The sequence below is a fragment of the Actinomycetes bacterium genome (genome assembly GCA_024222295.1).
In the GTDB taxonomy this organism is placed as follows: domain Bacteria; phylum Actinomycetota; class Acidimicrobiia; order Acidimicrobiales; family Microtrichaceae; genus JAAEPF01.
In genome coordinates, this window is record JAAEPF010000025.1 from 15,361 (window position 1) to 42,082 (window position 26,722).

General features: G+C 67.8%; 25 protein-coding genes and 5 tRNA genes. 9 read left to right on the top strand and 21 right to left on the bottom strand.

Features of this window, described 5'->3' with window-relative positions; all coding sequences use genetic code 11:
* Positions 1-38: 38 nt before the first annotated feature.
* From GY812_09715 to tig, 6 genes are all read right to left on the bottom strand, one after another.
* Positions 39-1,073: a rod shape-determining protein gene (locus GY812_09715; GenBank protein MCP4435756.1), complete on the bottom strand. Its 1,035-nt coding sequence runs from the start codon at positions 1,071-1,073 to the stop codon at positions 39-41.
* A gap of 115 nt (positions 1,074-1,188) precedes the next feature.
* A complete protein-coding gene (ndk, locus tag GY812_09720) occupies positions 1,189-1,596 on the bottom strand; it encodes a nucleoside-diphosphate kinase (GenBank protein MCP4435757.1) in 408 nt (135 codons plus the stop codon).
* A gap of 9 nt (positions 1,597-1,605) precedes the next feature.
* Positions 1,606-2,913 carry a bifunctional folylpolyglutamate synthase/dihydrofolate synthase gene (locus GY812_09725; protein MCP4435758.1) on the bottom strand — a complete coding sequence of 436 codons (1,308 nt, stop codon included), beginning with the start codon at positions 2,911-2,913 and terminating at the stop codon, positions 1,606-1,608.
* Positions 2,914-2,918: 5 nt separating this feature from the next.
* Positions 2,919-4,193, bottom strand: coding sequence for an ATP-dependent Clp protease ATP-binding subunit ClpX (gene clpX / locus GY812_09730; protein ID MCP4435759.1), 1,275 nt, complete (start codon positions 4,191-4,193; stop codon positions 2,919-2,921).
* 66 nt (positions 4,194-4,259) lie between these two features.
* A complete protein-coding gene (locus tag GY812_09735; protein ID MCP4435760.1) occupies positions 4,260-4,877 on the bottom strand; it encodes an ATP-dependent Clp protease proteolytic subunit in 618 nt (205 codons plus the stop codon).
* A 34-nt stretch (positions 4,878-4,911) separates the two neighbouring features.
* Positions 4,912-6,273 carry a trigger factor gene (gene tig / locus GY812_09740; protein MCP4435761.1) on the bottom strand — a complete coding sequence of 454 codons (1,362 nt, stop codon included), beginning with the start codon at positions 6,271-6,273 and terminating at the stop codon, positions 4,912-4,914.
* Between the two features lie 122 nt (positions 6,274-6,395).
* On the opposite strand from tig, the gene GY812_09745 reads away from it, so the two are divergent.
* Positions 6,396-6,469 (top strand) — tRNA-Pro (locus tag GY812_09745).
* A 19-nt stretch (positions 6,470-6,488) separates the two neighbouring features.
* Here the strand turns inward: GY812_09745 and GY812_09750 are convergent.
* Positions 6,489-7,190, bottom strand: coding sequence for a hypothetical protein (locus GY812_09750; protein ID MCP4435762.1), 702 nt, complete (start codon positions 7,188-7,190; stop codon positions 6,489-6,491).
* 223 nt (positions 7,191-7,413) lie between these two features.
* Here GY812_09750 and GY812_09755 point away from each other — a divergent pair, with 223 nt between their 5' ends.
* Both GY812_09755 and GY812_09760 read left to right on the top strand, forming a co-directional pair.
* Positions 7,414-8,886 (top strand): hypothetical protein, encoded by a 1,473-nt coding sequence (locus GY812_09755; GenBank protein MCP4435763.1) that lies wholly within the window; start codon positions 7,414-7,416, stop codon positions 8,884-8,886.
* On the top strand, positions 8,886-9,839 hold the full coding sequence (locus tag GY812_09760; protein MCP4435764.1) for a DUF1996 domain-containing protein: 954 nt from the start codon (positions 8,886-8,888) through the stop codon (positions 9,837-9,839). The genes GY812_09755 and GY812_09760 overlap by 1 nt, the downstream gene beginning before the upstream one ends.
* An 18-nt stretch (positions 9,840-9,857) precedes the next feature.
* On the opposite strand, the gene GY812_09765 is transcribed toward GY812_09760, so the two are convergent.
* Entirely contained in the window at positions 9,858-10,307 is a 450-nt protein-coding gene (locus GY812_09765) for a hypothetical protein (protein MCP4435765.1), read from the bottom strand.
* Positions 10,308-10,334: 27 nt separating this feature from the next.
* Between GY812_09765 and GY812_09770 the strand changes: the two genes are divergently transcribed.
* Both GY812_09770 and GY812_09775 read left to right on the top strand, forming a co-directional pair.
* Positions 10,335-10,408 (top strand) — tRNA-Gly (locus GY812_09770).
* Between the two features lies 1 nt (position 10,409).
* The gene (locus GY812_09775; protein MCP4435766.1) at positions 10,410-11,624 is read left to right on the top strand and encodes an acyl-CoA dehydrogenase; all 1,215 of its coding nucleotides are present in this window, start codon (positions 10,410-10,412) and stop codon (positions 11,622-11,624) included.
* A gap of 9 nt (positions 11,625-11,633) precedes the next feature.
* Here GY812_09775 and GY812_09780 read toward each other — a convergent pair whose 3' ends face one another.
* Positions 11,634-12,107 (bottom strand): YceI family protein, encoded by a 474-nt coding sequence (locus GY812_09780; protein MCP4435767.1) that lies wholly within the window; start codon positions 12,105-12,107, stop codon positions 11,634-11,636.
* A gap of 13 nt (positions 12,108-12,120) precedes the next feature.
* Entirely contained in the window at positions 12,121-13,275 is a 1,155-nt protein-coding gene (locus GY812_09785; GenBank protein MCP4435768.1) for an epoxide hydrolase 1, read from the bottom strand.
* Positions 13,276-13,372: 97 nt separating this feature from the next.
* Between GY812_09785 and GY812_09790 the strand changes: the two genes are divergently transcribed.
* Positions 13,373-15,691, top strand: a complete 2,319-nt coding sequence (locus tag GY812_09790) for an alpha-L-rhamnosidase (GenBank protein MCP4435769.1) — start codon at positions 13,373-13,375, stop codon at positions 15,689-15,691.
* Here the strand turns inward: GY812_09790 and GY812_09795 are convergent.
* Genes GY812_09795 through GY812_09820 form a run of 6 tightly spaced genes read right to left on the bottom strand, consistent with a single transcriptional unit; the run spans position 15,678 to position 21,584 of the window.
* The gene (locus tag GY812_09795; protein MCP4435770.1) at positions 15,678-16,661 is read right to left on the bottom strand and encodes a sulfotransferase; all 984 of its coding nucleotides are present in this window, start codon (positions 16,659-16,661) and stop codon (positions 15,678-15,680) included. The two genes, GY812_09790 and GY812_09795, sit on opposite strands and share 14 nt — an antisense overlap.
* 16 nt (positions 16,662-16,677) lie before the next feature.
* Complete coding sequence (locus tag GY812_09800) at positions 16,678-17,817, bottom strand: DUF1214 domain-containing protein (GenBank protein ID MCP4435771.1); 1,140 nt, start codon at positions 17,815-17,817, stop codon at positions 16,678-16,680.
* Positions 17,818-18,570, bottom strand: a complete 753-nt coding sequence (locus GY812_09805) for a hypothetical protein (protein ID MCP4435772.1) — start codon at positions 18,568-18,570, stop codon at positions 17,818-17,820. It abuts the gene before it with no gap.
* A 4-nt stretch (positions 18,571-18,574) separates the two neighbouring features.
* The gene (gene msrB / locus GY812_09810) at positions 18,575-18,970 is read right to left on the bottom strand and encodes a peptide-methionine (R)-S-oxide reductase MsrB (protein MCP4435773.1); all 396 of its coding nucleotides are present in this window, start codon (positions 18,968-18,970) and stop codon (positions 18,575-18,577) included.
* A 16-nt stretch (positions 18,971-18,986) separates the two neighbouring features.
* Complete coding sequence (locus GY812_09815; GenBank protein ID MCP4435774.1) at positions 18,987-20,459, bottom strand: dihydroorotase family protein; 1,473 nt, start codon at positions 20,457-20,459, stop codon at positions 18,987-18,989.
* Between the two features lie 39 nt (positions 20,460-20,498).
* Positions 20,499-21,584 carry a hypothetical protein gene (locus GY812_09820; GenBank protein MCP4435775.1) on the bottom strand — a complete coding sequence of 362 codons (1,086 nt, stop codon included), beginning with the start codon at positions 21,582-21,584 and terminating at the stop codon, positions 20,499-20,501.
* Positions 21,585-21,645: 61 nt separating this feature from the next.
* Here GY812_09820 and GY812_09825 point away from each other — a divergent pair, with 61 nt between their 5' ends.
* On the top strand, positions 21,646-22,419 hold the full coding sequence (locus GY812_09825; protein MCP4435776.1) for an SDR family NAD(P)-dependent oxidoreductase: 774 nt from the start codon (positions 21,646-21,648) through the stop codon (positions 22,417-22,419).
* A 13-nt stretch (positions 22,420-22,432) separates the two neighbouring features.
* Here the strand turns inward: GY812_09825 and GY812_09830 are convergent, their stop codons facing one another.
* From GY812_09830 to GY812_09845, 4 genes are all read right to left on the bottom strand, one after another.
* The gene (locus GY812_09830) at positions 22,433-23,635 is read right to left on the bottom strand and encodes a site-2 protease family protein (GenBank protein MCP4435777.1); all 1,203 of its coding nucleotides are present in this window, start codon (positions 23,633-23,635) and stop codon (positions 22,433-22,435) included.
* A 44-nt stretch (positions 23,636-23,679) separates the two neighbouring features.
* Positions 23,680-24,477, bottom strand: a complete 798-nt coding sequence (yaaA, locus tag GY812_09835) for a peroxide stress protein YaaA (protein ID MCP4435778.1) — start codon at positions 24,475-24,477, stop codon at positions 23,680-23,682.
* A 7-nt stretch (positions 24,478-24,484) separates the two neighbouring features.
* On the bottom strand, positions 24,485-25,603 hold the full coding sequence (locus tag GY812_09840; protein ID MCP4435779.1) for a hypothetical protein: 1,119 nt from the start codon (positions 25,601-25,603) through the stop codon (positions 24,485-24,487).
* 1 nt (position 25,604) lies between these two features.
* Positions 25,605-25,678: transfer RNA gene (locus GY812_09845), tRNA-Arg, on the bottom strand.
* Between the two features lie 37 nt (positions 25,679-25,715).
* On the opposite strand from GY812_09845, the gene GY812_09850 reads away from it, so the two are divergent.
* Positions 25,716-25,793 (top strand) — tRNA-His (locus tag GY812_09850).
* A 70-nt stretch (positions 25,794-25,863) separates the two neighbouring features.
* A tRNA-Lys gene (locus GY812_09855) sits at positions 25,864-25,936 on the top strand.
* A gap of 141 nt (positions 25,937-26,077) precedes the next feature.
* On the opposite strand, the gene GY812_09860 is transcribed toward GY812_09855, so the two are convergent.
* Positions 26,078-26,674 carry a hypothetical protein gene (locus GY812_09860; protein MCP4435780.1) on the bottom strand — a complete coding sequence of 199 codons (597 nt, stop codon included), beginning with the start codon at positions 26,672-26,674 and terminating at the stop codon, positions 26,078-26,080.
* Positions 26,675-26,722 lie beyond the last annotated feature (48 nt).

Genomic DNA, 26,722 nt, shown 5'->3' on the forward strand with positions numbered 1-26,722 from the left:
GGGGCCGGTTTGCGTCGGCCTGACGGGACGCAGGGTTCCTACTCTCGTTCAGAGGTGGGAAGCAGGCCCTCGAGTGCGTCGAACTCCTCGAGGATCTGGCCCGATCCCAGTGCCACCGCATCGAGCGGACGCGGGGCGATCAGGATCGGCATGCCCGTTTCCGCTGCGAGCCGCTCCGGCAGACCCTTGAGCAGGGCGCCGCCACCAGCGAGCATGATTCCGCGTTCCATGATGTCGGCCGCGAGCTCCGGCGGAGTGCGGTCGAGGGTGACCTTCACGGCATCGATCACTGAGGTGACCGGCTCGGCTATCGCCTCGCGGATCTCGTGGGTCGAGGTCACTACCGTCTTGGGCAACCCGGTCACGAGGTCGCGACCGCGCACCTCGGCCTGGAGTTCCTGTTCGAGCTCGCATGCGGAGCCGAGCTCCACCTTCACCATCTCGGCGGTCCGCTCGCCCAACGCGAGGCTGAACTCCTTCTTGATGAACTGGATGATCGCCTCGTCGAGCTCGTCGCCACCCACCCTCACCGACTGCGAGGTGACGCCCCCGCCGAGGGAGATCACTGCAACCTCGGTGGTACCGCCGCCGATGTCGACGATCATCGATCCGGTGGGGTCCTGAACGGGAAGGCCGGATCCGATCGCGGCAGCCATTGGCTCTTCGATGATGCGCACCGGCTTGCGCGCACCCGCGTACTCTGCTGCGTCCTGCACAGCGCGTTTCTCCACACCGGTCACGCCGGACGGCACACAGATCACCATTCGCGGCTTGGAGAACCGACTCTGGTGCACCTGTTGGATGAAGTAGCGCAGCATCGTCTCGCAGATCTCGAAGTCCGAGATGACACCGTCCTTGAGAGGTCGGACCGCTTCGATGTGCGACGGGGTGCGGCCGATCATCCGCTTGGCATCGGCACCGACTGCCAGGGCGCGACCGTCGGTGGTGCGAACGGCGACCACTGAGGGCTCGCTGAGCACGATCCCCTCACCGCGCACGTACACGAGGGTGTTGGCAGTGCCCAGATCGACCGCCATGTCGCGGCCGAGGAGGTTGGAGTTGATCCGAGGCATGTGCTGATCCGAGGAGTAGTGACCCAGAGGCTAGTCGCTGCCTGCTGCGCGAACGCGGCGAAACAATCGACACCGAACCGTAACATTGTGACTCACCGGGACCCCTGCGGTCCACTCAGTTGGGGAACCAGAGGCCAATCTCGCGTGCGGCCGAGTCGTGGGCGTCGGAGCCGTGAACCAGGTTCTCGTTGGTGATCGTTGCGAAGTCGCCACGAATCGAACCCGGCTGGGCATCATCCACGTTCGTCTTGCCGATCATCGTGCGCATCAGCGAGAACGTGTTGTCGTCGGGGCCCTCGACCACCATCGCCACCACGGGACCGCGGGTGAGGAAGTCCACCAGGTCACCGAAGAACGGCTTGTCGGCATGCTCGTCGTAGTGGGCCTCGGCCAGGGCACGGTCGGGCGTACGCATGTCCATCTGAACGATGCGGAGGCCCTTGCGCTCGATGCGGCTGATGATCTCGCCCACGAGGCCGCGTTCCACGGCGTCGGGCTTGCACATGATGAATGTCTGGTTCACACGGTCAATCTATGGCTGATCGATGGCAGAACGCACAAGCGCCGGCAGCCGGAACGAGCCGGTGACCAGCACGAGGTCCTCCTCGCCGGCCGAGGTGAGCGCCCGGGCGAGTGCCGCCGCGGGGTCGGCCACCACCTCCGCCGGCAACCCTGCGGTCTCGCACGCGGCGGCGAGCACGGCGCCCGGCAGGGCGCGGTCGCCCTGCGCGACGTCGGTGCAGATCACCAGGTCGGGGCGGGCCACCGAGAGGGCCTCGGCCGCGGCCGCGGGGTCGCGGCCCGCAAGCATGCCGATGACCACGACGCGGCTGCCGACGACCGCGAAGTCCTCGTCGATGGTGGACGCGACCGCCGACAGCGCATCCGCGTTGTGTGCGGTGTCGAGCACCACGAGCGGCTGGTGGCCGACCACCTCGAGGCGACCGGGCAGCTCGAGCTCGGCGAAGGCCTGGGTGACGACTTCGTCGTCGAGCCGCCGGCCGAAGAAGGCCTCGGCCGCCGTGAGGGCGATCGCCGCGTTGTCCGCCTGGTGCGCCCCGTGGATACCCACCAGCACATCGTGGTGGGACCCCTCGGGCCCGTCCACGTCGATCATCCGGCCACCCACGGCCAGGCGGGCATCGGTGAGCTCGAAGTCACGCGCCTCGGCGATGAGCGGCTCGGCACCTTCGGCCTCGAACACCGCCAGCAGGTCGGATGCGACCATTCCGAGCACCGCGGGGCGTCCGGGCGTGATTATCCCGGCCTTCTCCCCCGCCACCCGGGCCTGCCACCCCGGCGAGAAGTCGGTGTGGTCCCCACCCACGTTGGTGATCACTGCCACGTCGGCGGTGACGATGTTGGTGGCGTCATAGCGACCGAGCAGCCCGACCTCGACAACTGCCACGTCAACGGGCGCCTCGGCGAACCACCGCAGCGCGGCTGCGGTGAGGATCTCGAACCAGGTCGGCGGCGCAGAGAGCATCGACTCGACCGACGCGATGCCTTCCAGCACCTCGGCGAGCTCGGTATCGGGTATCGGCACGCCATCGCGGGCGATTCGCTCGTTGACCCGCTCCAGGTGCGGGCTCGTGAACGTGCCGACGGACAGACCGTTGGCCATCAGCAACGACCGCAGCATCGCCACGGTCGAACCCTTGCCGTTGGTGCCGGTCACGTGGATGACGGGCATGGCGTGCTGCGGATCGCCGAGTACATGCATCAGCTCGGCCATCGGCTCGAGCGAGAGCCCGTCGATCGCTCCAGCGGCGATGCCCGCTGTGCCCGACTCGTGATCGATGTGCTCCCCGAGCCAGTCGAGGGCCGACGTGATGTCCAACTGGTTCAGCTGGCGGCGCGGCGCGGACGGTCGCCCGTGGACTTGGCGTCGCGGGGCACCAGCGTGGGATTGACGTTGTCGACGACCACATCGGCATCGACGACCACCCTGCCCACGTCGTCGCGCGAGGGAAGCTCGTACATGACTCCGAGCAACACCTCTTCGAGGATCGCCCGCAGCCCTCGTGCCCCGGTACCGCGGGCAATCGCCTGGTCGGCGACGGCTTCGAGGGCATCGTGGGTGAACTCGAGCTCCACGTCCTCCAGTTCGAAGATCTTGGCGTACTGGCGCACGAGGGCGTTCTTCGGCTCCGAAAGGATCTGCACCAGCGTCTCGCGGTCGAGGTTCTCCACCACGCCGAGCACCGGCAGTCGGCCAACGAACTCGGGGATCAGGCCGAACTTGAGGAGGTCCTCGGGCAACACGTCGGCGAAGAGCTCGCCTTCGTTGCGCTCCGCCACCGAGCGCACCTCGGCACCGAAGCCCATCCCCTGGCGGCCCACCCGTTGCTCGATGATCTTGTCGAGGCCTGCGAACGCTCCACCGCAGATGAACAACACGTTGGTTGTGTCGATCTGGATGAACTCCTGGTGGGGATGCTTGCGCCCTCCCTGGGGCGGCACCGCAGCCTGGGTGCCCTCGAGAATCTTCAGCAACGCCTGCTGCACGCCCTCGCCGGACACGTCGCGGGTGATCGAAGGGTTCTCCGACTTGCGGGCCACCTTGTCGATCTCGTCGATGTAGATGATCCCCTGCTCGGCCTTCTTCACGTCGAAGTCGGCTGCCTGGATCAGCTTCAGCAGGATGTTCTCCACATCCTCGCCCACGTAGCCGGCTTCGGTCAGTGCCGTGGCATCGGCGATCGCAAAGGGCACATTGAGCATGCGGGCCAGTGTCTGGGCCAGCAGCGTCTTGCCCGAGCCGGTGGGGCCGATGAGCAGGATGTTGCTCTTGGACAGCTCGACCTCGTCGGTGCCACGGGGCTCGTGCTGGATCCGCTTGTAGTGGTTGTAGACCGCTACGGACAGGATCTTCTTGGCAGTTTCCTGTCCGACGATGTAGTCGTCGAGGAACTCGAAGATCTCCTTGGGCCGCGGCAGGTCGGTGACCTCGAAGTCACTCTGCTCGGCGAGTTCCTCTTCGATGATCTCATTGCAGAGATCGATGCACTCGTCGCAGATGTAGACGCCGGGGCCGGCGATCAGCTTCTTGACCTGGCGCTGCGTCTTGCCGCAGAAGGAGCACTTGAGCAGCTCGCCGCCTTCACCGAACTTGGCCAACGGGTTCCCCTATCGCTTGGACCAGGTGTACATGGAACCACACCGCCGCTGCCTGAGGTGCGATCGTTATCGCACCGGGGCGATCGGCCCGGCCGAATCGACCTTGTCTCGGGTGTCGATCACCTCGTCGACGACCCCGTATTCCTTGGCCTCAGCAGCAGTCATCACGTAGTCACGGTCGGTGTCCTTGGCGATCCGCTCCTGGTCCTGGCCGGTGTGGCGGGCCAGTACTTCCTCGAGGGTCTCCTTGAGCCGAATGATCTCGTTGGCGGCGATCTCGAGGTCGGAGACCTGCGCATAGCCGGACTGGGCGTAAGGCTGGTGGATCAGGACCCGCGAGTTGGGAAGCGCCAGGCGCTTGCCCGGCGTGCCCGCGGCCAGCAGAACTGCGGCCGCGGATGCCGCCTGGCCCAGGCAGATCGTGGAGATCTCCGGGCGGATGTACTGCATCGTGTCGTAGATGGCCATCAGGGCGTTGATGTCGCCACCGGGCGAGTTGATGTAGATGCTGATGTCCTTGTCGGGGTTCTCCGACTCGAGGAAGAGCATCTGGGCACAGATCAGGTTGGCGACGGTGTCGTCGATGGGTGTGCCCAGGAAGATGATGTTCTCGCGCAGCAGCCGCGAGTAGAGGTCCGAGTACCGCTCGCCCCGGCTGGTCGTCTCGATGACGTTGGGGACCATGTAGCTCTGTGGGTTCACTCGGACTCCTGGTTGCTCAGTCGTGATCGTGATCTGCGTGATCGTCGTGGCTGTGATCGTGCGGTTCCGGGGCGGCGAGGAGTTCCTCGGGGATTGCGTTCCCGTCCGGGTCCACCACCTCGGAGCGCTCGACCAGCCACTCCATCGCCTTGCGGTTGGCGATCTCCGAGCGTACCGCCGACAACTGGCCTGCGTCGCGCAGCTGGGTCATGCCGTCCTCGATCGAGATGCCGGCACCACCGATCATGGAGGCGACCTCCTCCTCGATCTCCTCGTCGGACGCGTCGAGCCCCTCCGCTGCAACAACCGCCCGCAGCGCCAGGTCGACCCTGACGCCTTCCTCGGCGGCCTCGCGCAGCTCGGCGGTGAAGCTCTCGGGGTCCTTGCCCATGATCCGCAGGTAGTCCTCCATGCCGATGCCCGACTGGGCGAGCTGGCCGGTCATCGACTGGATTCGGGCCTGCAGGTCGGCACCGACCATCGACTCGGGCACTTCGTCCTCGACGAGCTTGGCGAGCTCGGCTCCGATGCGGGACCGCACCGAGGAGCGCGTGGCTTCCTCGCGGCCCGACTCGAGGCGCTCGCGCACATCGGCACGGAAGTCGTCGACGGTGTCGAACTCGGTGGCGTCGCCGACCCACTCGTCGGTCAACTCGGGCAACTCGCGTTCCTGCACCGCCGAGACCTTGATCTCGAAGTGCACCGGGTCCTCGTCGGGGTCCGGGTGGTCGGCGTCGAAGCTCAACTCGTCCCCGGCCGAGGCACCGGTCAGGTTCTCGTCGAACTCTGCGGTGATCGCACCGCTGCCAACGAGGTAGCTGTAGCCCTCGGTCTCGAGGCCCTCGACGGGCTCGCCGTCCCGGGTGCCGGAGATGTCGATGGTCACGTAGTCGCTTTCGCCGGCGGCACGCTCGACGTCGGCCAGTTCGCCGTACTGGGAGCGGAGGCGGTCCACCTGCTCCTCGATCTCGTCGTCGCCCACCTCGGGCGAGGGCACCTCAACGCGCAGTCCGCCGTAGCCGGCGACGTTGATTACCGGGCGGATCTCCACGATCGCCTCGAAGGTGATGTCGCCGTCCTCTTCGCCCTCGGTGATGTCCAGCTCCGGAGGAGCCACGACATCGACGTCGTGTTCGATGACGGCCTTCGTGTAGTGCTCGGGCAGGGCGTTGCGCAGCGCCTCGCTGCGCGCATAACCCGGCTCGATCTGCTTCTCGAGCAGCTTGCGCGGCGCCTTGCCCGGGCGGAATCCGGGCAGGCGGACCTCCTTGGAGATCTCCTTCCATGCGGCATCGAGGGCCGGTTCGAGCTCGGCTTCCTCGACGTCGACGACCAGCCTGACCTTGTTGCCCTCAACGGGCTCGACTGTGCTCTTCACAATCGGAAGAGGTTAGAGGGTGCTGCAGCGGCGCTCCCCATCGGGTCCACCGGATCGATCCTGTGCATCGGATCTGCCGGCGGGTTCTGCCGCATCGGGTAGCACCGGTACTGTGGCGCTCACGGGACGTGGCGCAGCCTGGCAGCGCACCTGCTTTGGGAGCAGGGGGTCGGGAGTTCAAATCTCCCCGTCCCGACTCTGAGGTGGCCTCGCGCTCAGACGCCACCGGCGGGCATGACCGTCAAAGCGGTGGCCACACCGTGGGCGTCGGTGGCCACCTCGACGGGACGGCCGACCAGGTCGGCGAGCGCCAGTGATTCACCGGTGTCGGGATCTACTGCCGTCATGGCATCGGGTGCGGGGATCCGGTAGCCGTCATCGGGTGCCAGGGCGACCACCACCATGACTCCATCGGCTCCGGGCTCGATCGCTGCAACCACACCCCAGATGGTCTGGGAGGGCGGTGCCACCAACTCTGCGCCGAGCAGCACATGGGGCGCCCACGAAACCTCGTGGGTGGCCGGCACCTCCTCCTGGCGGTTGCGCTCGGCAACCGTCACCTGAAGGCCGTCGGCGGTGTGCCGAAGGGAGACCGGACGGGCTCCCGGGGCAACCGAGCCGCCCGACACCGCTGCCAGCGCGGGCGTGTCGGTGTTGGTCCCAGCAAGGACGCTGCGGGCGTCGAACACGAGTAGGTGCGGCACGTAGCTGTCCGCACCGAGGCAGTCGACCAGCACCGCCACTTCATCGCCCGGCGAACCGTCGAGGTCCCCGGTGGCGGTGTCGATCACCTCGATGCCGAACACCTCACTGAAAGCGCTCGACTCGCCGAAGCCCGCCTCGACGTCGACCATGTGGAGCCCGCACGCCGACGCGTACACGACGTTGTTGGGGTCGATGTCGGCCAGCTGGACCACCGTGGCGGCCGCCTCCTCACCGAGGGCCGGCGCCTGGGTACCCGCGGAGTCGATGGCGTCGCAGGCCCCCCAGGACCAGCAGTCCTGCTACCACCACGAGGATCGATGCGGCCCGCGCCATGGGGACTACATCGGCACCTCTGGGCCCATCCTGAGGGCACTACGTACCGCTCGGGTGCCTTTTTGGGGCAGACTCTCCGGGTTGATCGAAGAAGGGGACCCAATGTCGAAACGGACCATCCGCCTCCTGCTCGCGGTACTGGCAGCGCTGACTCTCGTGGCTTCGGCCTGCAGCAGCGACGACGACGCAGATTCCGGCGAGGAGTCCTCCGCCGGGGGCGACAGTGAGTCTTCCTGCAAAGTGGAAGAGACCGACGACGGGCTGGAAGCGCTCCAGGTGCCCCAGAACTGCGCCACCATCCAGGAGGCGGTGGACGCCGCATCCGAGGGTGACCTCGTGCTCGTGGACGAGGGGACCTACAAGGAAGCGGTCGACGTCACCACGGCCGACATCACGATCCGCGGCACCGACCGCAACAAGGTCATCCTCGACGGCGGCTTCGAACTCGAGAACGGCATCCGCGTGCTCGACACGGACGGAGTCGTTGTCGAGAACATGACGGCCCACAGCTACGTGTCCAACGGCTTCTTCTGGACCGGCTCGGACTACTACCGGGGGTCCTACCTGACCGCCTACCGCAACGGTGACTACGGCATCTACAGCTTCGACGCCTACCACGGGCAACTCGACAACAGCCTGGGCTGGGGCAGCCCCGACGCCGGCTTCTACATCGGCGAGTGCTTCCCGTGTGACGCCGTGATCGACAACGTCGACTCGCAGTACAACGGACTCGGCTACTCGGGCACCAACTCTGGCGGCGACCTGTACATAATCAACTCGAGCTTCTCGAACAACCGGGCCGGCATCGTGCCCAACTCGGGTTCATATGAGCTCTGCTACCCCGAACGCGACTCGACCCTCGTGGGCAACCTCGTGCACGACAACAACCTCGTCGATGGCCCCGGAATCAGCGTGTCGCTGCTGGCCCAGGGCAACGGCATACTCCCCGCCGGCGGTGTCAGGAACCTGATCACGAAGAACCTCGTGTACAACCACGACCGCGTGGGGATCGCTCTGGTGCCATTCCCCGAAGAGGACGCCAACGACCTGGCGCCGGGCAAGGACACCTGGGACACCCCCTGCAACGACGTGCGCGACAACGAGATCCCGCCGATCCCCGATGACCAGTGCGTCGCCGTCGAGGGACTCCTCGAAGGCTGCGTGGTCATCTGGAACCCCTATGAGAACACGGTGACCGACAACGTCGTGGAGGCTTCCGGCGCCGTGGACATCGCCGTTTCCACCGTCGACCTGCTCGGCACCGGTGAGACCACCGACACGCTCGGCAACTGCTTCTCGGGCAACACCTTCAGCACCACTGCCCCCAACAACCTCGAGGCCCTTGCGCCCTGTGAGGGTGAGGGCAGCGGCGGCAGCTGGGATGACGGTGCGCTCGACCTGCTCGGCCTGCTCGGCAACCCTGCCGAGGCGCCGCCGAAGGACTCCTACAAGACCACTCCGGTGCCGCCGGAACAGGACAACATGCCGGACGCCACGACCCAGGCGCCGGAGAAGTTCGAGGGGCCGACCAAGCCCGACATCGACAGCATCACGGTGCCCGAAAAACCCGCCTGATGCGGGCGGCTGGCGGGGTCGCGGCGCTGGCGCTGGTTGTGGCTGCGGCCACAGCCGGCGGCCTGGCCCTTGGCGCGGGCGACGAGCCCGCAACGGGTGGTGCTGTCGACGAACACACCCTCCATGTCCACGAGCCTGCCGACGTCATCGGCAGCCCGACTCGCCACACCGGCCCGCAGGGCCGCGTCGGCCAGTTCGTCGCCAAATGCGAGTACAGCCATTCGGCCCCCGACGATCCGATAGTCCACCAAGGCCATCCCGGCCGCTCGCACCTCCACGACTTCTACGGCGCCGAGACCACGGACGCGTTCTCGAGCGCCGAGGAACTCGTCGAGGACGCGACCACCTGCGACAAGCCCGCCGACAAGGCCGCGTACTGGCAGCCCGCCCTCTACATGGACGGCGAGGTCGTGGTCCCCACCGAGATCCGTGCGTACTACCGGGCGGCGCCCGGCGTGGATCACACCGAAGTCGTGCCGTACCCGTTCGGCCTGGAGCTGATCGCAGGCGACCCCACGTTCACCGAGGCATCGCAGATGGACGAGGCAGCCGGGTGGGTGTGCGGCAGCTCGTCACGGATGCACACCGAGCCGCCGAACTGCCCTGTCACCGCTCCGCTGCACATGCTGCTCACCTTCCCGGATTGCTGGGACGGCGAGCACCTGCGCAGCGACGACTTCCGCTCACACGCCGCCTACTCCACTGACGGAGAGTGCCCGGAGTCCCACCCGGTGAACGTGCCGCAGCTCATGATGTCGGTCAAGTACCCGGTCTCGGGGATCGGCCACGAGTTCAGCCTGGCGTCGGGCAACGTCCACTCGGCCCATGGCGACTTCCTGAACTCGTGGGACCCGGAGGGACTCGAGCGCGAGGTCACCCAGTGCATCAACCGCGACGTGTTGTGCGACCTGGTGTCGAATCGCCAGGAGGACGGTCCGTTCTTCGCCAGCTGACGAACCCGCCGGGGCGCGCTACTCGACGACCCGCACGCCGCCGATCATCCCCTTGGTCTTCGTACCGTGCAGGGAGCAGTAGTACGGGTAGTCACCAACCTCGTCGAAGGTGATGGTGCCCACGTCGCCCGGGTCGAACTCATCGGCTTCGATCGGCGTGAAGGCGCCCTCTTCGACGGGAAGCACGTTGTGCACGTTGCGGCCCACGTTGTCGAAGGTGACTGTGGTACCGGCGGTCACCTCGATGTACTTGGGCTTGAACACATTGTCGCGGGAGTCGACGGTGACCTCTGACTCGCCGGTCTCGTCCTTGATGTCGCCTTCGTCCATCAGTGCGAGGGCCTCGGCGGTCTCCGCTGCGGCGCCATCGTCACCAGAGCTGCTGTCGCCACCAGAGTCGTCGCTGCTGCAGCCCGCGACGAGGAGCAACGTGGCTGCTACGAATGTGGTCAGAGTTCGGCTGGCCATGGGTGGACGCTACACTCGCCCGTTCACGCGGCCATAGTTCAATGGTAGAACTCCAGGCTTCCATCCTGATGATGCGGGTTCGATTCCCGCTGGCCGCTCCAGATGACTGAGTTTCCGACTGACACAGACGGACAGCGGGTCGAAAAGGCCCTCCGGGCCCTGCTCGACGAGCATGACCCGGCTGCGGAATCACCCGCAGAGTTCCGTGGCCACCAGTACGACGCCGGGCTCGCCTGGGTGTACTTCGACGAAGGCGCGGGCGGCATGGGCGTGCGCCCGGAGTTGCAGGCACCTCTCGAACGCGGGTTGCGCGCTGCCGGTCTTGCGCCCCGCGAGCCGGTGGAGTTCTTCATCCACCTCGCCGGACCCACGATTGCCACCCACGGCACCCAGGCGCAGAAGGACCGCTTCCTGCGCCCGATGTTCACCGGCGAGGAACTGTGGTGCCAGCTGTTCAGCGAACCGGGCGCCGGCAGCGACTTCGCCGGTCTCGCGTGCCGGGCCGTCGAGGACGGCGACGAGTGGACGGTGGATGGGCAGAAGGTGTGGAACACCCTGGCCCACCTGGCGGACTGGGGCATGCTGGTCACCCGCTCCGACCCGGACGCCCCGAAGCACAAGGGCATGACCTACTTCGCGCTGGACATGCACGCGGCCGGCGTGGAAGTACGTCCACTGCGCCAGATCACGGGCGAGGCCGAATTCAACGAGGTCTACCTCACCGACGCCCGCATCCCCGACGCCAACCGCATCGGCGAACGTGGCGAAGGCTGGCGGGTGGCACTGACCACACTCGGCAACGAACGCAACGCGATCGGCGGAGTGCAGTCCTCCGAACCCAAGCGTGGCTCCGGACCGGTCAGCGGCCTGGTGGAGATGTGGAAGGCGCTCCCGGCCGACCAGCGCGACCCCGTGGCGAAGGACCGGATGATGGACCTGTGGGTGCGGGCCGAGGTACTGCGGCTCACCAACATCCGTGCGGCGTCGGCCCGCAAGGCCGGCAATCCCGGCCCCGAGGGTTCGATCGCCAAGTTGGCGTTCACGAAGCTCAACCAGCAGATCACCGAGGCCGAAGTCGACCTGCTCGGCCCGGCCGGGCTGATCGACTACGACTTCACCTTTCGCCGCCCGGAGAGCATGTCGATCACCGGAGAGGGCCACAGCCCGGGCTATGCCTTCCTGCGGTCCCGTGCCAACACGATCGAGGGCGGCTCGAGCGAGGTCATGCGCAACATCCTCGGCGAGCAGGTGCTCGGGCTTCCGGGCGAACCAAGGGTTGACAAGGGAATCCCCTGGAAGGACGTGCCCCGCAGCTAGCGCGCAGGCTCAGTGGGCAACGAGGTGGATCCTCACGTCCACTTGGGGATGGACCTTGAGCAGCCCGAGACGGGGCAGCCGCAGTCCCCAGTCGCGCACGTCGAAGCGCTCGGTGCCGGTGACCTCGACACGGTCGTTGCCAACCGAGGCGACGACTTCGCCTCTGACCGGTCCCACGTGGCCCTTGAATGCGATCTCGCCGTGCACGTCGTAGGTGTCCTCGTCGTGCCGACGTGAGCCGATCACGGTGCCGATGATCTCCGGATGTTGGTCAGCGGAGATACGGCGCTTGGTCTCGCGGTCGACCAGCGGGTTCCCGGATCGCAGCAGTGACACGTCGATTCGGACCTCACCATCAATCTCGTCAGCCACCACCTCGACCCAGCCACGCAGCCCGGATGCATGGGCGCGGATCGGGTACACCGAGGAGCTCCCTTCGATCCAGACCTTCGACTCCTCGGGATCGATCTCGTAGCGCGACATGTGCGGGCCCGACTCAGCCCCGCATGGCGCGGAACCCGCTGCGGACCTCTTGCACGAACAGCTCGGGCTGCTCGAAGGCTGCGAAGTGGCCGCCACGCTCCAGGGTGTTGAAGTGGCGCAGGTCGGTGAACCGCTTCTCGGCCCAACGCCGGGAGGTTCGGAAGATCTCCCGGGGGAACACCGAGATGGCGGAGGGGCAGGTGACCTCGCTCATGTCGACGTCCTTGAAGGACTCCCAGTAGAGCCTTGCCGAGCTCGCCGCCGAATTGGTGAGCCAGTACGTCATCACGTTGTCGAGCTGGCGGTCCGCACTGATCACGTCACGGGGGTCGCCGTCGTGGTCAACCCATGCCCAGAACTTCTCCGCCACCCACGCCATCTGGCCCACAGCCGAGTCCGCGAGGCCGTATCCGACCGTCTGCGGTCGCGTGGACTGCTGGGCGGAGTAGCCGTGCTCGTTGGTCATGTAGTTGTCGAGGCCGGCCATGGCCGCCGCCTCGGCCTCGGTCATCGAGTCCATCGTCTCCATGTCCGGCGCCACGATCGGCATGTTCGTGTGTATCCCCACGAGGTGGGACTGGTGGTGGATCCCGATCATCGTGGTAACCATGGCCCCCCAGTCGCCTCCCTGCGCCCCGAAGCGGTCATAGCCGAGCCGCAGCATCAGCTGCTCCCACGCGGCCGCGGTGCGCCTCACGCCCCAACCGGGATGCTCGGGCTTGTCCGACCAGCCGAATCCGGGAAGTGACGGGATCACGAGGTGGAATGCGTCCTGCGCGGAGCCGCCGTGTGCAGTGGGGTTGGTGAGCGGGTCGATGACCTCGAGGAACTCCACAACCGATCCGGGCCAGCCATGGGTCATGACGACCGGGAGAGCATCCTCATGTGGCGAACGCACATGCATGAAGTGGATCGCCAGGTCGTCGATGACCGTGCGGTAGTTGTCGCGGGCATTGAGTCGGGCCTCGGCGCGACGCCAGTCGTAGTCCTCGAGCCAGTGGCGAGCCATCTCCATCGCGTACCGCAGCGGCATGCCTTGTGACCACCGCTCGTCGGCACCTGCCACCGTCTCCTGTTCGGGCCACCGGGCATGACGGATTCGGTTGGCGAGGTCCTCCAACTGCTCGTCGGGGTGACTGATGGTGAAGGGCTGGATCTCGTCGCTCACGGCGTGAGCCTAGGCTCCGCCAATGCGCTTGCGACACCATCATCCGTTCACGGCCCGCTGGCATGGCCGCTGGATTTGGCACCGTCGCCCCGACATCGTGGCGCAGACCGCGACCCGGCCGGTCGTTGCCGACGACACGGAGCAGCTGGCCATGTTTCGCCGTGAGGTGGACCTGACCCGGGTGCCATCGGCCGTGCCGGCCCGTGTGTTCGCCGACGGGCGATATGTGCTGTGGGTCAACGGCACCGAGGTGGCCCGTGGGCCGGTTCGCTCCAACCCTCGCCGGAGCCACTACGACGTGGTGGACCTCGCCCCGCACCTGCACGTGGGCACGAACTCACTCGCGATACTGGCGCGCCACTTCGGCACCGCCCGGTCGTGGTGGATGCCGGTTCCGCCGAGCTATTCGCTCGGGGCCGGTTCAGTGCTGTTCGAGGCGGCCGTCGACGACGACTGGCTGGTCAGCGACTCGTCGTGGACGTGCACCGACCACACCGGGTGGAGACCCGTGCCGGTACCGGGCGACGTGGCGTCGCTGCCGCTCGAGAGCTTCGATGCGCGTGACCACCCGGCCGGCTGGAAGCTGGCGGGCTTCGACGACTCACACTGGGCGGCGGCTGTGGAGGTCACGCCGATGCACACGGGAGCCGACGGTACCGCCGGTGCACCGAGCGAACCGTTCGCCATGCTGGCGCCACCCGTGCGCGATGCCTTCCCTGCCGGCGACACCCACCACGCAGTGCTGGTCGAGTCGAGCGGGCGGGTTGGCCCGCAGGCGACCGGCGACCCGGTGGCCACAGTCCTGGCAGACGAGTCGGGCGGGTCGGACCCGTCCGGCGACACGCTGGCCTGGATGCGCTTCGACCTCGGCGCCATTGCCGCCGGAACGCTCTCTCTGAGTGTGGAGCATCCGGAGGCCGGCACGACGATCGACATAGCGGCCGCGGAGCACGAGGACGAAGACGGCCACCTGGTCACCCTCGGCCAGCACACCGGCCTGCGCTATGTGTGCAACGGCGACGACCATGAAGCCCACGAGTCCCTCGAGACAATCGGGGCGCGATACCTCCACGCTTCGGTGCGCACTCCATCGGGCGTACCGCCCCCGTCGCTGTCGCTCGCCGTTGCGGACCGGGTGCGGCCGCGGCCCGAAGGTGCATCGTTCGCCTGCTCTGACCCACAGCTCGAGCGGATACACGCCGTGGGGCTGCGCACCGTCGACCTGTGTGCCACCGACGCCTACCTGGATTGCCCCACCCGCGAGCAGCGAGCGTGGACCGGGGACTCGGTCGTACACCAGATGGTCGACCTGGTGTCCAACCCGGACTGGTCGATGCCGACGTGGCACCCGCAGCTGGCGGCCGAGGCCAGAGCCGACGGGATGCTCGTGATGGCTGCCGCATCGGACTTCGCGGCGGATGACCGCACCTACATCCCGGACTGGTCGCTGCACTGGGTGCGATCACTGCACAACCTGCACCTCTACACCGGCGACCGGGAACTCGTGGCGGAGTTGCTCCCGGTGGCGGAGCGGACACTTCGGTGGTTCGAGCAGTACCTGGCCGACGACGGGCTGCTGCACGACATCGGCGGCTGGACGCTCATCGACTGGGCGAGCGTCTACTCGACCGGCTGCTCGTCGGTCCTCAACGCCCTGTGGGCCCGCGGTCTCGAGGACTATGCGGACATGGCCCGGTGGCTCGGGAACCACGGCGCTGCGGGCTGGGCGGACAGACGACGCGATGGTGTCGCCGGTGCTTTCGAGGCGTTCTGGGATGACGGACGCGGCGTGTACGTCGACCACATCGTCGACGGGCAACAGGGACGCCCGGCCGCCCAGCACGGCGGGGCCGCCGCCCTGGCGGCAGGCATCGTACCGGCCGGGCGGACCGACCGGATCATCGGCCGCCTCACCGACCGAGACCGGTTGGTGAGGCACAGCTTCGTGATGGACACCGTCGAGGTGGGCGGGGACTCCTCGGGAATGATGCACCTGGTGACCGGCTACCCGGATCCGACGTGGGACGTCGAGGACGAGATGGTGGAAGCGGAGCCGTTCTTCCGCTACGTGCTGCACGACGGCCTGGCCCGTGCCGGGCGTGCAGACCTGGTGGCGGAGCTCTGCCGCGACTGGCAGGTGTTCCTCGACGCCGGGGAATCCACCTGGCCAGAGTGCTGGCGCGGCGGCACGAGGTGCCACGGCTGGTCATCCACTCCGACGCGCGACCTCGTGGTGCACACGCTCGGGATCAGGCCGGCCGAGCCGGGCTATGCGGCGGTGAGCGTGGAGCCTGCGCTCGGCGAACTCGACTGGGCGCGTGCCACGGTGCCGACCCCACACGGTCCGGTCACGGTGGAGGCGCGTGGCGACGGAAGCCTCGACATCGACAGCCCGGTGCCTGTCACGACCGCTTGAGATCGAGGTCCAGCAGGCACTGACGCCCGGGAGCGCACGCCTCCTGAACACGGCTGAGTTCATCGGCTGCGAGGCCAGCGGCGCGCATCGGCGGGATGCCCCTGACCAACGAGGCCGCCCGGTCGACGAATCCGTCATCCGGGGCCAGCTCGAAGAAGCCTTCCAGTTCCGTCATGACAGTGGCGGGATCGGCGACGAGGTCACTGAACCCGACGGTGAGCAGCTCCTGCTCCGAGAGGGACCCGAGCGGATCGACTCCATTTGCGATCTGCTCTGACCAGTAGCGACCGAACAGCTCGAGCGGCGGGTCCCCGCCCAGCCAGGCGTCCACGACGGCCTCCTCGTCCTGCGGGTCGACGCCGTCGGGAATCACCCCGTAGTAGAGCTGCACTGCCAGCCGGTAGAACGCGTGGTTGCGCATCGACAACGCGACCTCTACACCGTCGCGGTGGATGTGCACGACCTTTCTCGGTGCCGGCGCGAAGCAATCGAGCAAGTCACCGAGGTAGTCGATCGACGAGCCGGAACGCTCCACCCAGCAACTCGCACCCTGCAGGTGCGCCAGGTGTTCGAACAATGCGCGGTATTGCTCTGCGATGGGCGCGGGCGGTCTCGCGGCCAGCCAGGAAGACACGTCGTCCCATAGCTCATCGGGGTTCCCACTGAGGTGGCCCAGTGTCGAGGTCAGGATCCACGGCAGTTCATCACCACGGGAGTAGCGACCCGTCCCGAAGGGGTAGGTCACCTCCTCGGCTTCATGGCCGCGGGCGACGACCATGGTTACGACGTCGTTTGGAGTACCGAGGATTTCTGCGACTGTGGCGCCGTCGACCTCGTCGCCGGTGAACCGGATGCCCCAGTCGAGGCCGGTGAACACCTCGTTGACGCCGACCAGGTCGCGGTGACACGACAGCATGCGGGTGAGCAGGGTCGAGCCGCAACGACCCGTGCCCACCACGAAGCGGTCCACCGCTGCGCCGCCGACCTCAGCGCCTGTAGCGCCCGACCAGCGCCCGGCGGCGCCTGGCGAGCGTCTCGGCGCGTTGGCGGGCCGTCACGGTGCCTGCGCCCAGTTCGTCGGCAACCGCTGTCAGCGGAACCGTGCGGTAGCCGACCTCCGGGAGGAAGTCGGCGTCGATGAGCCGGATGGCGATCGTGCCGCGCTCATGGCCTGCCGCGTCGAGCCAGTTCGCCGTTCCCGGGTCCGGGTGTGCCAGCGCTATCCGCACCACTCCGTCGGCGTCCACACTTGCCTGGGTGTGATTGAGCGAGCACTGCCGGTTGGCGATGTCGGCGGACTCCCAGAACCATGTGGCGAGGCTCACCGACCAGTACCGGCACGCCGGCGGCGTGAACTCGAGGATCACCGCCTCGTCGGCCCCGCACCTGTAGCCGCCAAAGCCATAGGCCTGGCCCCCCATCGCCGTTGCATCCTCGGGCGGCTGGAACGGTTGGATCGGGCCCGGCTCCCCCGACGCGAGCGAGCGCCCCAGCTCCGCCCAGCAGCTGGCGCCGGCGGTGAGCCACAGCCCGAGGAGCTCCATCCGGGCCTTCATGTCCCCCAAGGCCAGCGGCGGGGGTGGCAGCGGCGCATCCATCCGTTCGACGTGCAGCAACGCAGGCTGTTCAGCCTCCCAGTCGCCGAAGTACTCCCGCAGGTGCAGGTAGCTGGCATCGGGCGGGGCCGTGAAGGTGACCGACACATCGCCGCTGGCGTCGACGGGCAGCGAACCGTTGCCACGCCTCCAGCGCTCGAGGCACTTCCAGTCTGTGGTCCGGCCGTCTGCGAGGTGGTCACTGTCGATCTGCATGTCGAGATCCGTGGCGGTTCCCGGATTCCCCGTCACCCGGTAGGTCGCGCCCGGCTCGACACGCGTGAAGGCGTACTTCGAGTCGGGGCAGTCGAGCCCCCACGAGCGGCGATTCTCGATGAGGACGCCGAACTCGGGGTGCACCGCGTCGTCGAACTCCACGCACGCGGCGATCCCCGCCGCCAGGTACCGCAACATGTAGCGCAGTCCCTCGGCGTCCTGGCCCGGGGGACGACCCTCCATGACGCGGCCCCAGAGCCCTTCCACCTGGCCGACGAAGTCCCGCCACATCGCGGTGGGGTCATCGGTTGCCACTCAGCGGTCCTCGAATCGAGCGGGGCGCGACTCGGCAAAGGCCGCAGCGCCCTCCGCAGTGTCTGCCATGGAGATCTGTTCGATGGCCTGGCGATGGCCGAGCTCGAGCGCACGGTCCGGAGGTGCCCACGAGGCCTGTCGAAGCAGTTCCTTGAAGTTGCGCATGGCCCGCGGCGCCAGGACGGCCAGCCGTTCGGCCCAGGCGAGCGACTCCGACAGCGCGGTGCCATCCGCCACGGCGCGGTTGAGCCAGCCCATCTCCACGAGGCGATCCGCCCCGAGTCGCTCGTCGGCGAGCAGCGCCAGCTCCATAGCATGTGCGGCCAGTACCTGGCGGCCGAGCGCTCCGAGCCACTGCGCCGGGTAGTTCCAGCGGCCCTCGGGCAGTCCGAACGACGAGCCCGCCCCGGCGAGGCGCAGGTCTGCCCCGCAGGCGATCATCATGCCCCCGCCGACGCACACACCCTCGATCGCCGCCAGCACCGGCTTGGCCGCGATCCCCTCAGCCAGCTCCGGGTACGGCGGATCGTCGAATCCGCCGGCCGCCACTGCGGCCGCATCGGCTCCCGCACAGAAGTTGCCGCCGGCTCCGGTGATCACACCGGCTCGGAGGTCGTCGTTGCCATCGAGTTCCTCACCGGCGGCGCCGATGGCCTTCAGCGTCGCGCCGTCGTAGGCGTTGAGGCGCTCGGGGTCCGACATCGAGATGACCAGCACGGCCCCGCGTGCGTCGAGCTCGACGGAGGTGGCCACCTCTTCAGCCGGGCTTGTGGTCCAGTGAGGCGCTGTTCATGCAGAACCGCTGGCCAGTCGGGTTGGGGCCGTCGGGAAACACGTGGCCGAGGTGCGAGTCACAGTTCCCACAACGCACCTCCACCCGCACCATGCCGAGTGAACGGTCCTCCACCGTCTTCACGCGGTCGTCACTGAGCGGCTCCCAGAAGCTCGGCCAGCCGGTGCCGGAGTCGAATTTGGTGTCGCTGGAGAACAGCTCGATGTCGCACACGACGCAGTGGTACGTGCCGTCGTCGTGGTGGTCCCAGTACTTGCCGGTGAATGCAGGTTCGGTACCTGCCTCCTGGGTGACGACCCACTGGAGATCGTCGAGGCGTGCCCGCAGTTCGTCGTCGCTCGGTCGGATCGGTGCGTTCATGAGCGCAGGATACCGGTCAGTGACGCGGCCGGTACTCGCCCCGGGGTTCGCCCACGACCTTGCCGGCGTCGAGGATGCGGCCGCCGCGCAGCCACACGTCGGTCACGCGACCGCTCAGCTCGTGGCCTTCGAAGGGTGTGTAGCCCTGGGAGGACGGCGACTCCTCGGCACGCACGGTGTAGGTGACCGATGGATCGAGCAGCGCAATGTCGGCATCCGAGCCCACTTCGAGGCTGCCCTTGCCCTCGAGTCCGTAACGTCTCGCGGGGTTGGTGCTGACGAGGCGGGCCACCGCCGCCGGCGACAGCCCCCGCTTGGTGCCTTCGCTGTAGAGGCCCGACAGCAGGTACTCCGTGCCGCCGAAACCCGACTTGGCGAGCCAGATGTCGTCAGGGTTCTCCGCGGACACCTTCTGCTCGGCCTTGCAGCAGGCGTGGTCCGAGACCACCCAGCTGACGTTGCCGGCCAGCACGTGCTCCCAGAGCGCCTCGACGTCCTCGCGGGGCCTGATCGGCGGGTTGACCTTGCCGTAGGAACCGTTCGCCGTGTCGATGTCGGCCAGGAGGTGGCCGATGGTGACCTCGCGGCGGAAGTCCACGTTGGGGAATGCCGCTTCCATGCGCAGCGCCGCGTCCATTGCCTTCGCTCCGGACAGGTGCAACAGGTTGATGTTGGTCACCTCGGTCTCGTGTGCGAGGTACGACGCGATGGTGACAGCGAGGCCTTCGGAGTGGGGCGGCCGCGCTGCGCTGTAGGCGGCGAGGCCGGACAGCTCGCCCGCCTCCTCCACCATCTTGGTGTAGGCGGCCATGATCTCTGCGGTCTCGCAGTGCAGCGACAGCGATATGTGATCGGCGCGCTCCGGGTACTGCTCGCGTGCCGCGGCGATGCCACGCATGATGAACTCGAAATGCGCGTAGTCGTAGCGCTCCCCCTCGGGTGTCATCAGGAAGCTCGACTGGTCATCGGAGCGGCCGTGCAGCCCGTGCGAGCCGTAGAACATGAAGATCTTGAAGCTGCTGACACCGTGGGTGTCGATCAGGTCGGGAATCTCCTCGATGTGACTCGCCTGCATCGGAGCGAGATGAAACGCATAGTCGACGTGGCTCTGGCCATCGATGAGGTCCAGCACCTCGGGAAAGAAGTCGGCGTAGGGGCCGCCCTTGTTGAGGTAGTACTGCCCGGTGCGCATGTAGTTGAGGACCGTGGTGGTACCGCCGACCGCCGCCGCCTGGCTCTCACTGGCGGCGTCCTCATCGAGTGGCGAGTAGATACCCATGTGGGTGTGAGCGTCGACCGAGCCGGGGAAGGCCAGCTTGCCGCCGGCGTCGACCACCTCGGTGCCGGTGGCCCTGGCAGCGTCGGCCAATCCTGCGCCGATCGCGGTGACCTTGCCGTCGGTGACCGCCAGGTCGAGTCCGTCGTCCACACGGTCGAGTTCGGGCCGGACGAGCCGGGATCCGGTGAGCACCCACGAGCTTGGTTCCATCGGGCGATCGTACAGCGGAACAGCGTTCCGCTAAAAGCGTCAAACGCCGTCGTCCCCGCTGCCGCCGTCCCCGCCGGAGTCGAAGTCGAATCCCCCGAGCAGGTCCGAGAGCAGGGAATCGGGGAGCTCCAGCGACGCAGGCTGCTCCACCGGCGCGGGAGCGGGCGGTGGACCGGAAGCAGGGACAGGGGCGGGTGGCACGGTCGGGGCAGTTGGCACGGTCGGGGCCGGAGCAGGTGGGGGTGCCGTTGGAGGCGCCGGGAACATTGGCGCAACCGGTGCGGGCGCGGGTGTCGGTGCGGGTGCGGGCACCGACGAACCACCGGAGGGCCAGTCGCCCAGCGCCTCGATCGGAATCAGCAGGAACCACTCCGTTTCCACCCCGACCGCCAACTCCGCCGGCAAGGACGACACGTGCAGCACCTTCGGCAGGTGACCATGCGACGCCGGTGGAGCCCAGACGGGCACCTCCGGTTCGGGCTGCATCACGGGCTCGGGGGCCTTCACGAATTCGGTGGGCGGGGGCTCCTGCGGAGTCACAATCGGGGGCAATGGAGTGGTGAACGTGGTTCCGAACTCCGGTCGGGCATCGGCTGCCGGGTGCTCGGGTTCGGGTTCGGGCAGCGGTACGGGCACGGGTTCGGGTTCGGGTTCGGACAGCAGCATGGAATCGGGCGCCGGGTGGGGCTCGTGCGGGGTGTCGAACACCACGTCGGGATCGAACAGAGGCTTTCGTTCGCGCTCGACCTCTGCTGCATCCGCTGCCGGCTCGTCTATCGGGAAGTCCGCCGGCGGCATCGGCGGCGATGGAGCCTGTGACTCCGACGGTGATGCCCACACCGGCGCGTCACGAAGCACTGCGGTGCTGCCGTTCGGCGCGATCAGCTCCGAAGCCTCGACGTGCTCGGGCTCGACCGGCCCTGGTTCGAACGGCCCTGGTTCGACCGGCGAAGGGTCCGGCCCTCCGAACGGGGACACCTGCACCTCCGCGAGCCGGCTCGCAGAGCTCACGAGTTCGTCCTGGGGACGAGGCTTGCGCGACTTCCGCACGAGCATGACGCCGACCGCAGCGACGAGCACGGCAACGGCCGCGGCAGCTACGAGGGCGATGATGGTCGGACTCACCGTTGCCGATTCTGGTTCGCCCGGGATGGCAGTTGGTGCATATCCGGGCGAGACTCACCTGATGGCTGCACGAAATGCCGATTCGTCTCACCCCTCCACGGTGCTGGTCCTCGGCGGGGGAAGCGAGATCGCTGCGGCAACTGTCAGCGAGTTGGCCCGGCGCGGCCTCGATGCCGCCTACCTGGCGGCCCGCTCCCCCGCGGCCGCAGAGGAACTGCTCGCCGGCCGGGTGGGCCAGGATCTTGAGGTGTATTCCACCCGTTGGGATGCCACGGACGTGGAGTCACATGACCGGATGCTCGATGGCGCGTTCGCCGAACTCGGCCGGGTCGACGTGGTGCTCTGCGCGGTGGGCATGCTCGGCCACCACGCCGGGCTCTGCATGCCACCGTCCGGGGTCGACGACATGGTCCGCGCCAACTTCGCCGGCCCGGCCTCGGTATTGGCCGCCGCAGCCCAACGGCTGCGCGACCAGGGGTCGGGAACCATCGTCGTGCTGTCCTCGGTCGCCGGCCAGCGCGCCCGCCGCTCCAACTACGTGTACGGATCCTCGAAGGCCGGCCTCGACGTGTTCGCCCAGGGCCTCGGCGATGCGCTGGTCGGCTCCGGCGTGAAGGTCTGCGTGGTGAGGCCCGGCTTCGTCACCTCGAAGATGACCGAAGGACTCGACCCCGCTCCCCTGGCCACGGACCCGGCCACGGTTGCGACTGCAGTCGCGGACGGCATCGCTGCGGGCCGCGAGGTCGTGTCGGTGCCGCGGTCGCTGGGGCCGGCCTTCGCGCTGCTCCGAAACGCGCCGCGCGGCCTCTGGCGCCGGATCGCCGGCGACCGCTGAGTAAGCCCGCCAGTCAGCCCTGGGTGGGCGGCTGCCAGTGTTGCGAGGGCGTCTCGCCCGGCGGTGGCGGCGGGCCCGCCATTGTGCGTGACCCGGTGCGCCGGGCACGTGCGAGCTCCACCGAACGTTGCACCTCGGCGGGGCCGATCATACCGAGCAGACGGTCCCCATCGAGCACGAGTGCGTAGCCCCATGGGCCCATACGGCCGATCACCTCGTTCATGGGCTCGGTGGGGTCGAGCAGGGCCATGGAACCGACCGGCTGCATCAACTCGGCCGCCTGCACCTGGGCCCAGCGTTGGGCAGGCAGACGCTTGATGTGCTCCATCAGCAGCAGGCCGCGCACCTGGCCGGCCGCGTCGACCACCGGCAGGGCGGTCTGCGATGTGTGCGAGAACGGACCCTCGACCGCCTTCGCGACGGTCGTCCAGGTGGTGGTCACCTGGACCGGGCTGAGCATCGCCCCCGCGGCGGTGAGCCCGGAAAGGGCGCGTTCGGCGCCGTAGTAGGCCGCCTCGGACCGGGCCGCGTTGAACAGGAAGAAGCCGATCATGATGGTCCAGAGTCCACCGATGGACTCGAGGCGCCACATCTCGAGCACGCCGACGCCCATGAGCAGCACGGCGATGCCCTTGCCGACCTGGGCGGCACCCTCAAGGCCCGTCGCGCGGTCGCCGCGCACCTTCCAGAGGATCGATCCGAGGATGCGCCCGCCGTCGAGCGGAGCGCCCGGCAGCAGATTGAAAGCTGCGAGGAATACGTTGATGAAGGCGAGCCAACCGAGCATCACGACCCACGGCTCGGGTCCGCCCACCGCGGAGAGGCCGACAGATGCTCCCCACATGAAGATGCCGATCACGACGCTGGCGACGGGGCCGGCCGCAGCGATGCGGAACTCCGCTCCCGGGCCCGGCGGATCGCCCTCGAGTTCGGCGACACCGCCGAACAACCAAAGTGTGATGCCCTTCACGCCCACGTCGTTGCGACGGGCGACGATCGAGTGGGCGAGCTCGTGGCCGAGAAGCGACGCGAGGAACACGAGCGCGCCGACGATGCCGATGCTCCAGTAGACGGCGGGCACGAGTCCGGGCACGACGCTCGGGAGCAGGCTCGACGAGAACGACCACGCCAGCAGCCCACCGATGATCAGCACCGTCAGGTCGGCTGACACGTCGACCCCGAACATCCGGCCGAGTGAGATCCCACGCCCTCGCATGTCTCCATGATCCCACGGCGGCCCGACTGGCCGCGGCGGATCACCTAGTCAGCTGAGAGGAAGCGCAGCTGCATACGACCGTCGGCCTCGACCAGCGACTTCGGGTCGAGCCGGTAGCCGGCCGGGTGTTGCCAGCCTACGAGGTCGCCGGGCTCGGCCGACGGGTTGCGAACCAGGTGTGCCACCAGTGCCCCCTTGAGCGCCTTGTTCCAGTGGCTCACCGCCACCGGTTCGCCGCCGCGGCCGGGCTTCAGGAAGGTCGCCGTGCACTCAACCGACCCGAGGGGCGCGCGGAAGGCTGCCGCGTGCTCCTGTGGCAGGAGGTTCCAGAGCTCCGCGCCCTTCAGGTCGCGCGCCAGCGCTTCGGCGATGGAATCGCGCCACCAGGTGGACAGCTTGCCCAGCCCGCGCAGCGACGCCGACATCTTGAGCCGGTAGTCGGGGATGGCCTCGTCGGGTGCCACGACCCCCCACAGCCCGGAGAAGATCCGCACCGAACGCACCAGACGCCTGCGCGACCTCGCGTCCAGCGACGCGGCGTCGAGGTGCTGGTAGAGAACGCCGTCGTAGCGCTCGATGGCGGGCAGCGTAGCGGCTTCATCGATGTCGAGGTCTGCGCCGATGGCGCGTTGCAGCGCGTCCCCCTTCACGCCGAGAAGCTTCGCCGCCGCCGCTCGGGTCATGGAGCGTGCGGCCAGCGTGGAGTCGAGCGCGTCGATCACTTCGCGCCGGCTTGCGTGCAGCGGATGATCACGTGCCCCTGGCAACGACTCCCATGGCGGACCCTCCCCGCCGAACGCCTTGCCTTCCGACGGCGGGATCAGGATCAGCCTTCGGCTCATGGTCGGCTCACGGCTGGACCGCCTCCATCGAGCCCTCGCGCACCATGAGCCTGGAGGTGTCGACCACCTCCAGGTCATCGGTTGTCAGGGTCTTGAGTGTGGCCAGGTCGTCGTCGTCCCAACGCGCGTCGGGGGTGCCGGACAGCGAGAAGGATCCTCCGGTGTCTCCGAGGATCACACCGTGGGTCTGCATGGCCCGGGCGACAACCTGCGCCTGTGGTCCGAGCGCGGACAGATCGACGTCCTTGCGCAACCGGAACCAGGTGCCCATCGGCGGCGCATCGGGGTCCTCGCTGGGTCCGTCGGACGCCCGGGCAGGCCAGACGTGCGCCCCGCCGACGACCGGGCTGCCCACGAAGATCGCATGGTCCACCGATCCTGCGGCCACCTGCTCGTAGGTGATGGTCATCGGCTGCATCGGGAATCCCGAAGCCGTGGTGCGGCCCTTGGGGTACTGCAGGGAATCGAGATTCCAGATGGCACCCGAACCGGCGCGCCACGAGCCGAACCACTTGCGCGTCGCCCACATCTCCCACATGCGACGCTGCTCGAGGTCGATTCCGATGTAGTGCTCGTCGATCCCGTACCAGGGCATCGACTGGATGTAGGCCGGGTCGGTGATCGGGTAGCTGCCCTCATCGCTGCCGGCAGGAAGTGTGAAGCGGACCTCATGGGTCGGCGTGTCGGCCGACACGAGGTTGAATGGCTTGCCGGCAACCCGGCCGTTACTCACCTTCGAAGCGGCGTAGGGCTGCAGGGGCAGAGAGCCGAGCGCGTCGATGTTGGCGTTGGACTCCGCAGCCACGGGCAGGTCCCCCACGGTGCGGTAGAAGAACGCCTCATCCGCGAACAGCCGGGGCAACGGCGGGAACTCCGGCACGGTGAACTGTGGCGGCCAGTTCACCCAGCCGACGAGCAGGGCCACCACGATGAGCACCGCACTGGCGAGCAACCCGACCGGTCGACGGCGCGGCTTGTCGCGACGGCGTCGCCGGACCCTCAGCACGACCGACACGACCAGGATCGTGACCGCGAGAGCGCCCAGGAGCACCGCCATGCCCAACAGGAACTGCTGGGAGCCGGGCAACATGACCTCCGCCGGGCCGGTGATGTCGTTCTGGTCCACGCGCCCCCGGCAGGATTCGAACCTGCGACCGTCGGATTAGAAGTCCGATGCTCTGTCCAGCTGAGCTACGGGGGCGAGCAGCGCACGGTATATGATTTCCGACCTTGTCATGGTGGCCGTAGCTCAGTCCGGTTAGAGCGCCAGGTTGTGGCCCTGGAGGTCGGGGGTTCAAGTCCCCTCGGTCACCCCATGCGAGCGGCGGAACCGCTTGGGTCGGTCCTCCGCCGCGTCGCTACAATCCAACTGCAATTCATCATCCTGCGCCTCTAGCTCAATTGGCAGAGCATCGGACTCTTAATCCGCAGGTTCTGGGCTCAAGTCCCAGGGGGCGTACAACACAAGAGCCAGATCCCAGCAACACCAAGGGGTCTGGCTCTTTGCTGTCTCCGGGCAGGTGACAATGCCATCGCTGGTGGCGCGGCCGCCGTTAACGACCGAGGCGAGCACGAGTGAATACCGGCGTGCCGGTGGTGCTCAGGGCTGGATCGGAGGCCGCACCTGCAGGTGCTCGGGCAGCGCATCGTTGACGCAGTTGGCGAACCACTGATTGGCCGTCTTGGTCATGTGCACGCCGTCGCGGAAACCCACCGCCTGGCCGCGGCAGTCGATCGTGTCGGGGCGGTTCGCCAACAGCCAGTCGCTCAACGGATCGATCAGGTGTGCCCAGCCCTGGGCGGGGTTGGCAACCCAGCGCACCGGGATACCGCGCGACTGCACGGCCGTTTCGAACTCGAGCATGCCGTTGATCTGGTCGGCCACGGTGGTGTGTACAGCGCCGTTGGTGCCGCCCATCACGATCATGAGCTCGGGCGTCCATGGGCCGCCGTCGTCGAGCTGGTCGATCACGAAGTCGACCGTCTTGCCCAGCGGTGCGTAGTCGTTGAAGCCGGTACCGCCACCACCGCAGGTGTACGGCTTGGAAGCCATGGCAACAGCCATCTCGAACGCGACGGAGTCGCCACAGGCCCACAGCGGATGGTCGGGCGTGGGCGGTGTGCCCCCCGGCGTGGTGACACAGGACGCGGCGATCACACCACAAAACGCAACTACTGCCAACATCCACTTGAACACGGCGGATCCCCCTCCAAGACGATCAACACGCGGGCCATGGCCCTTAAC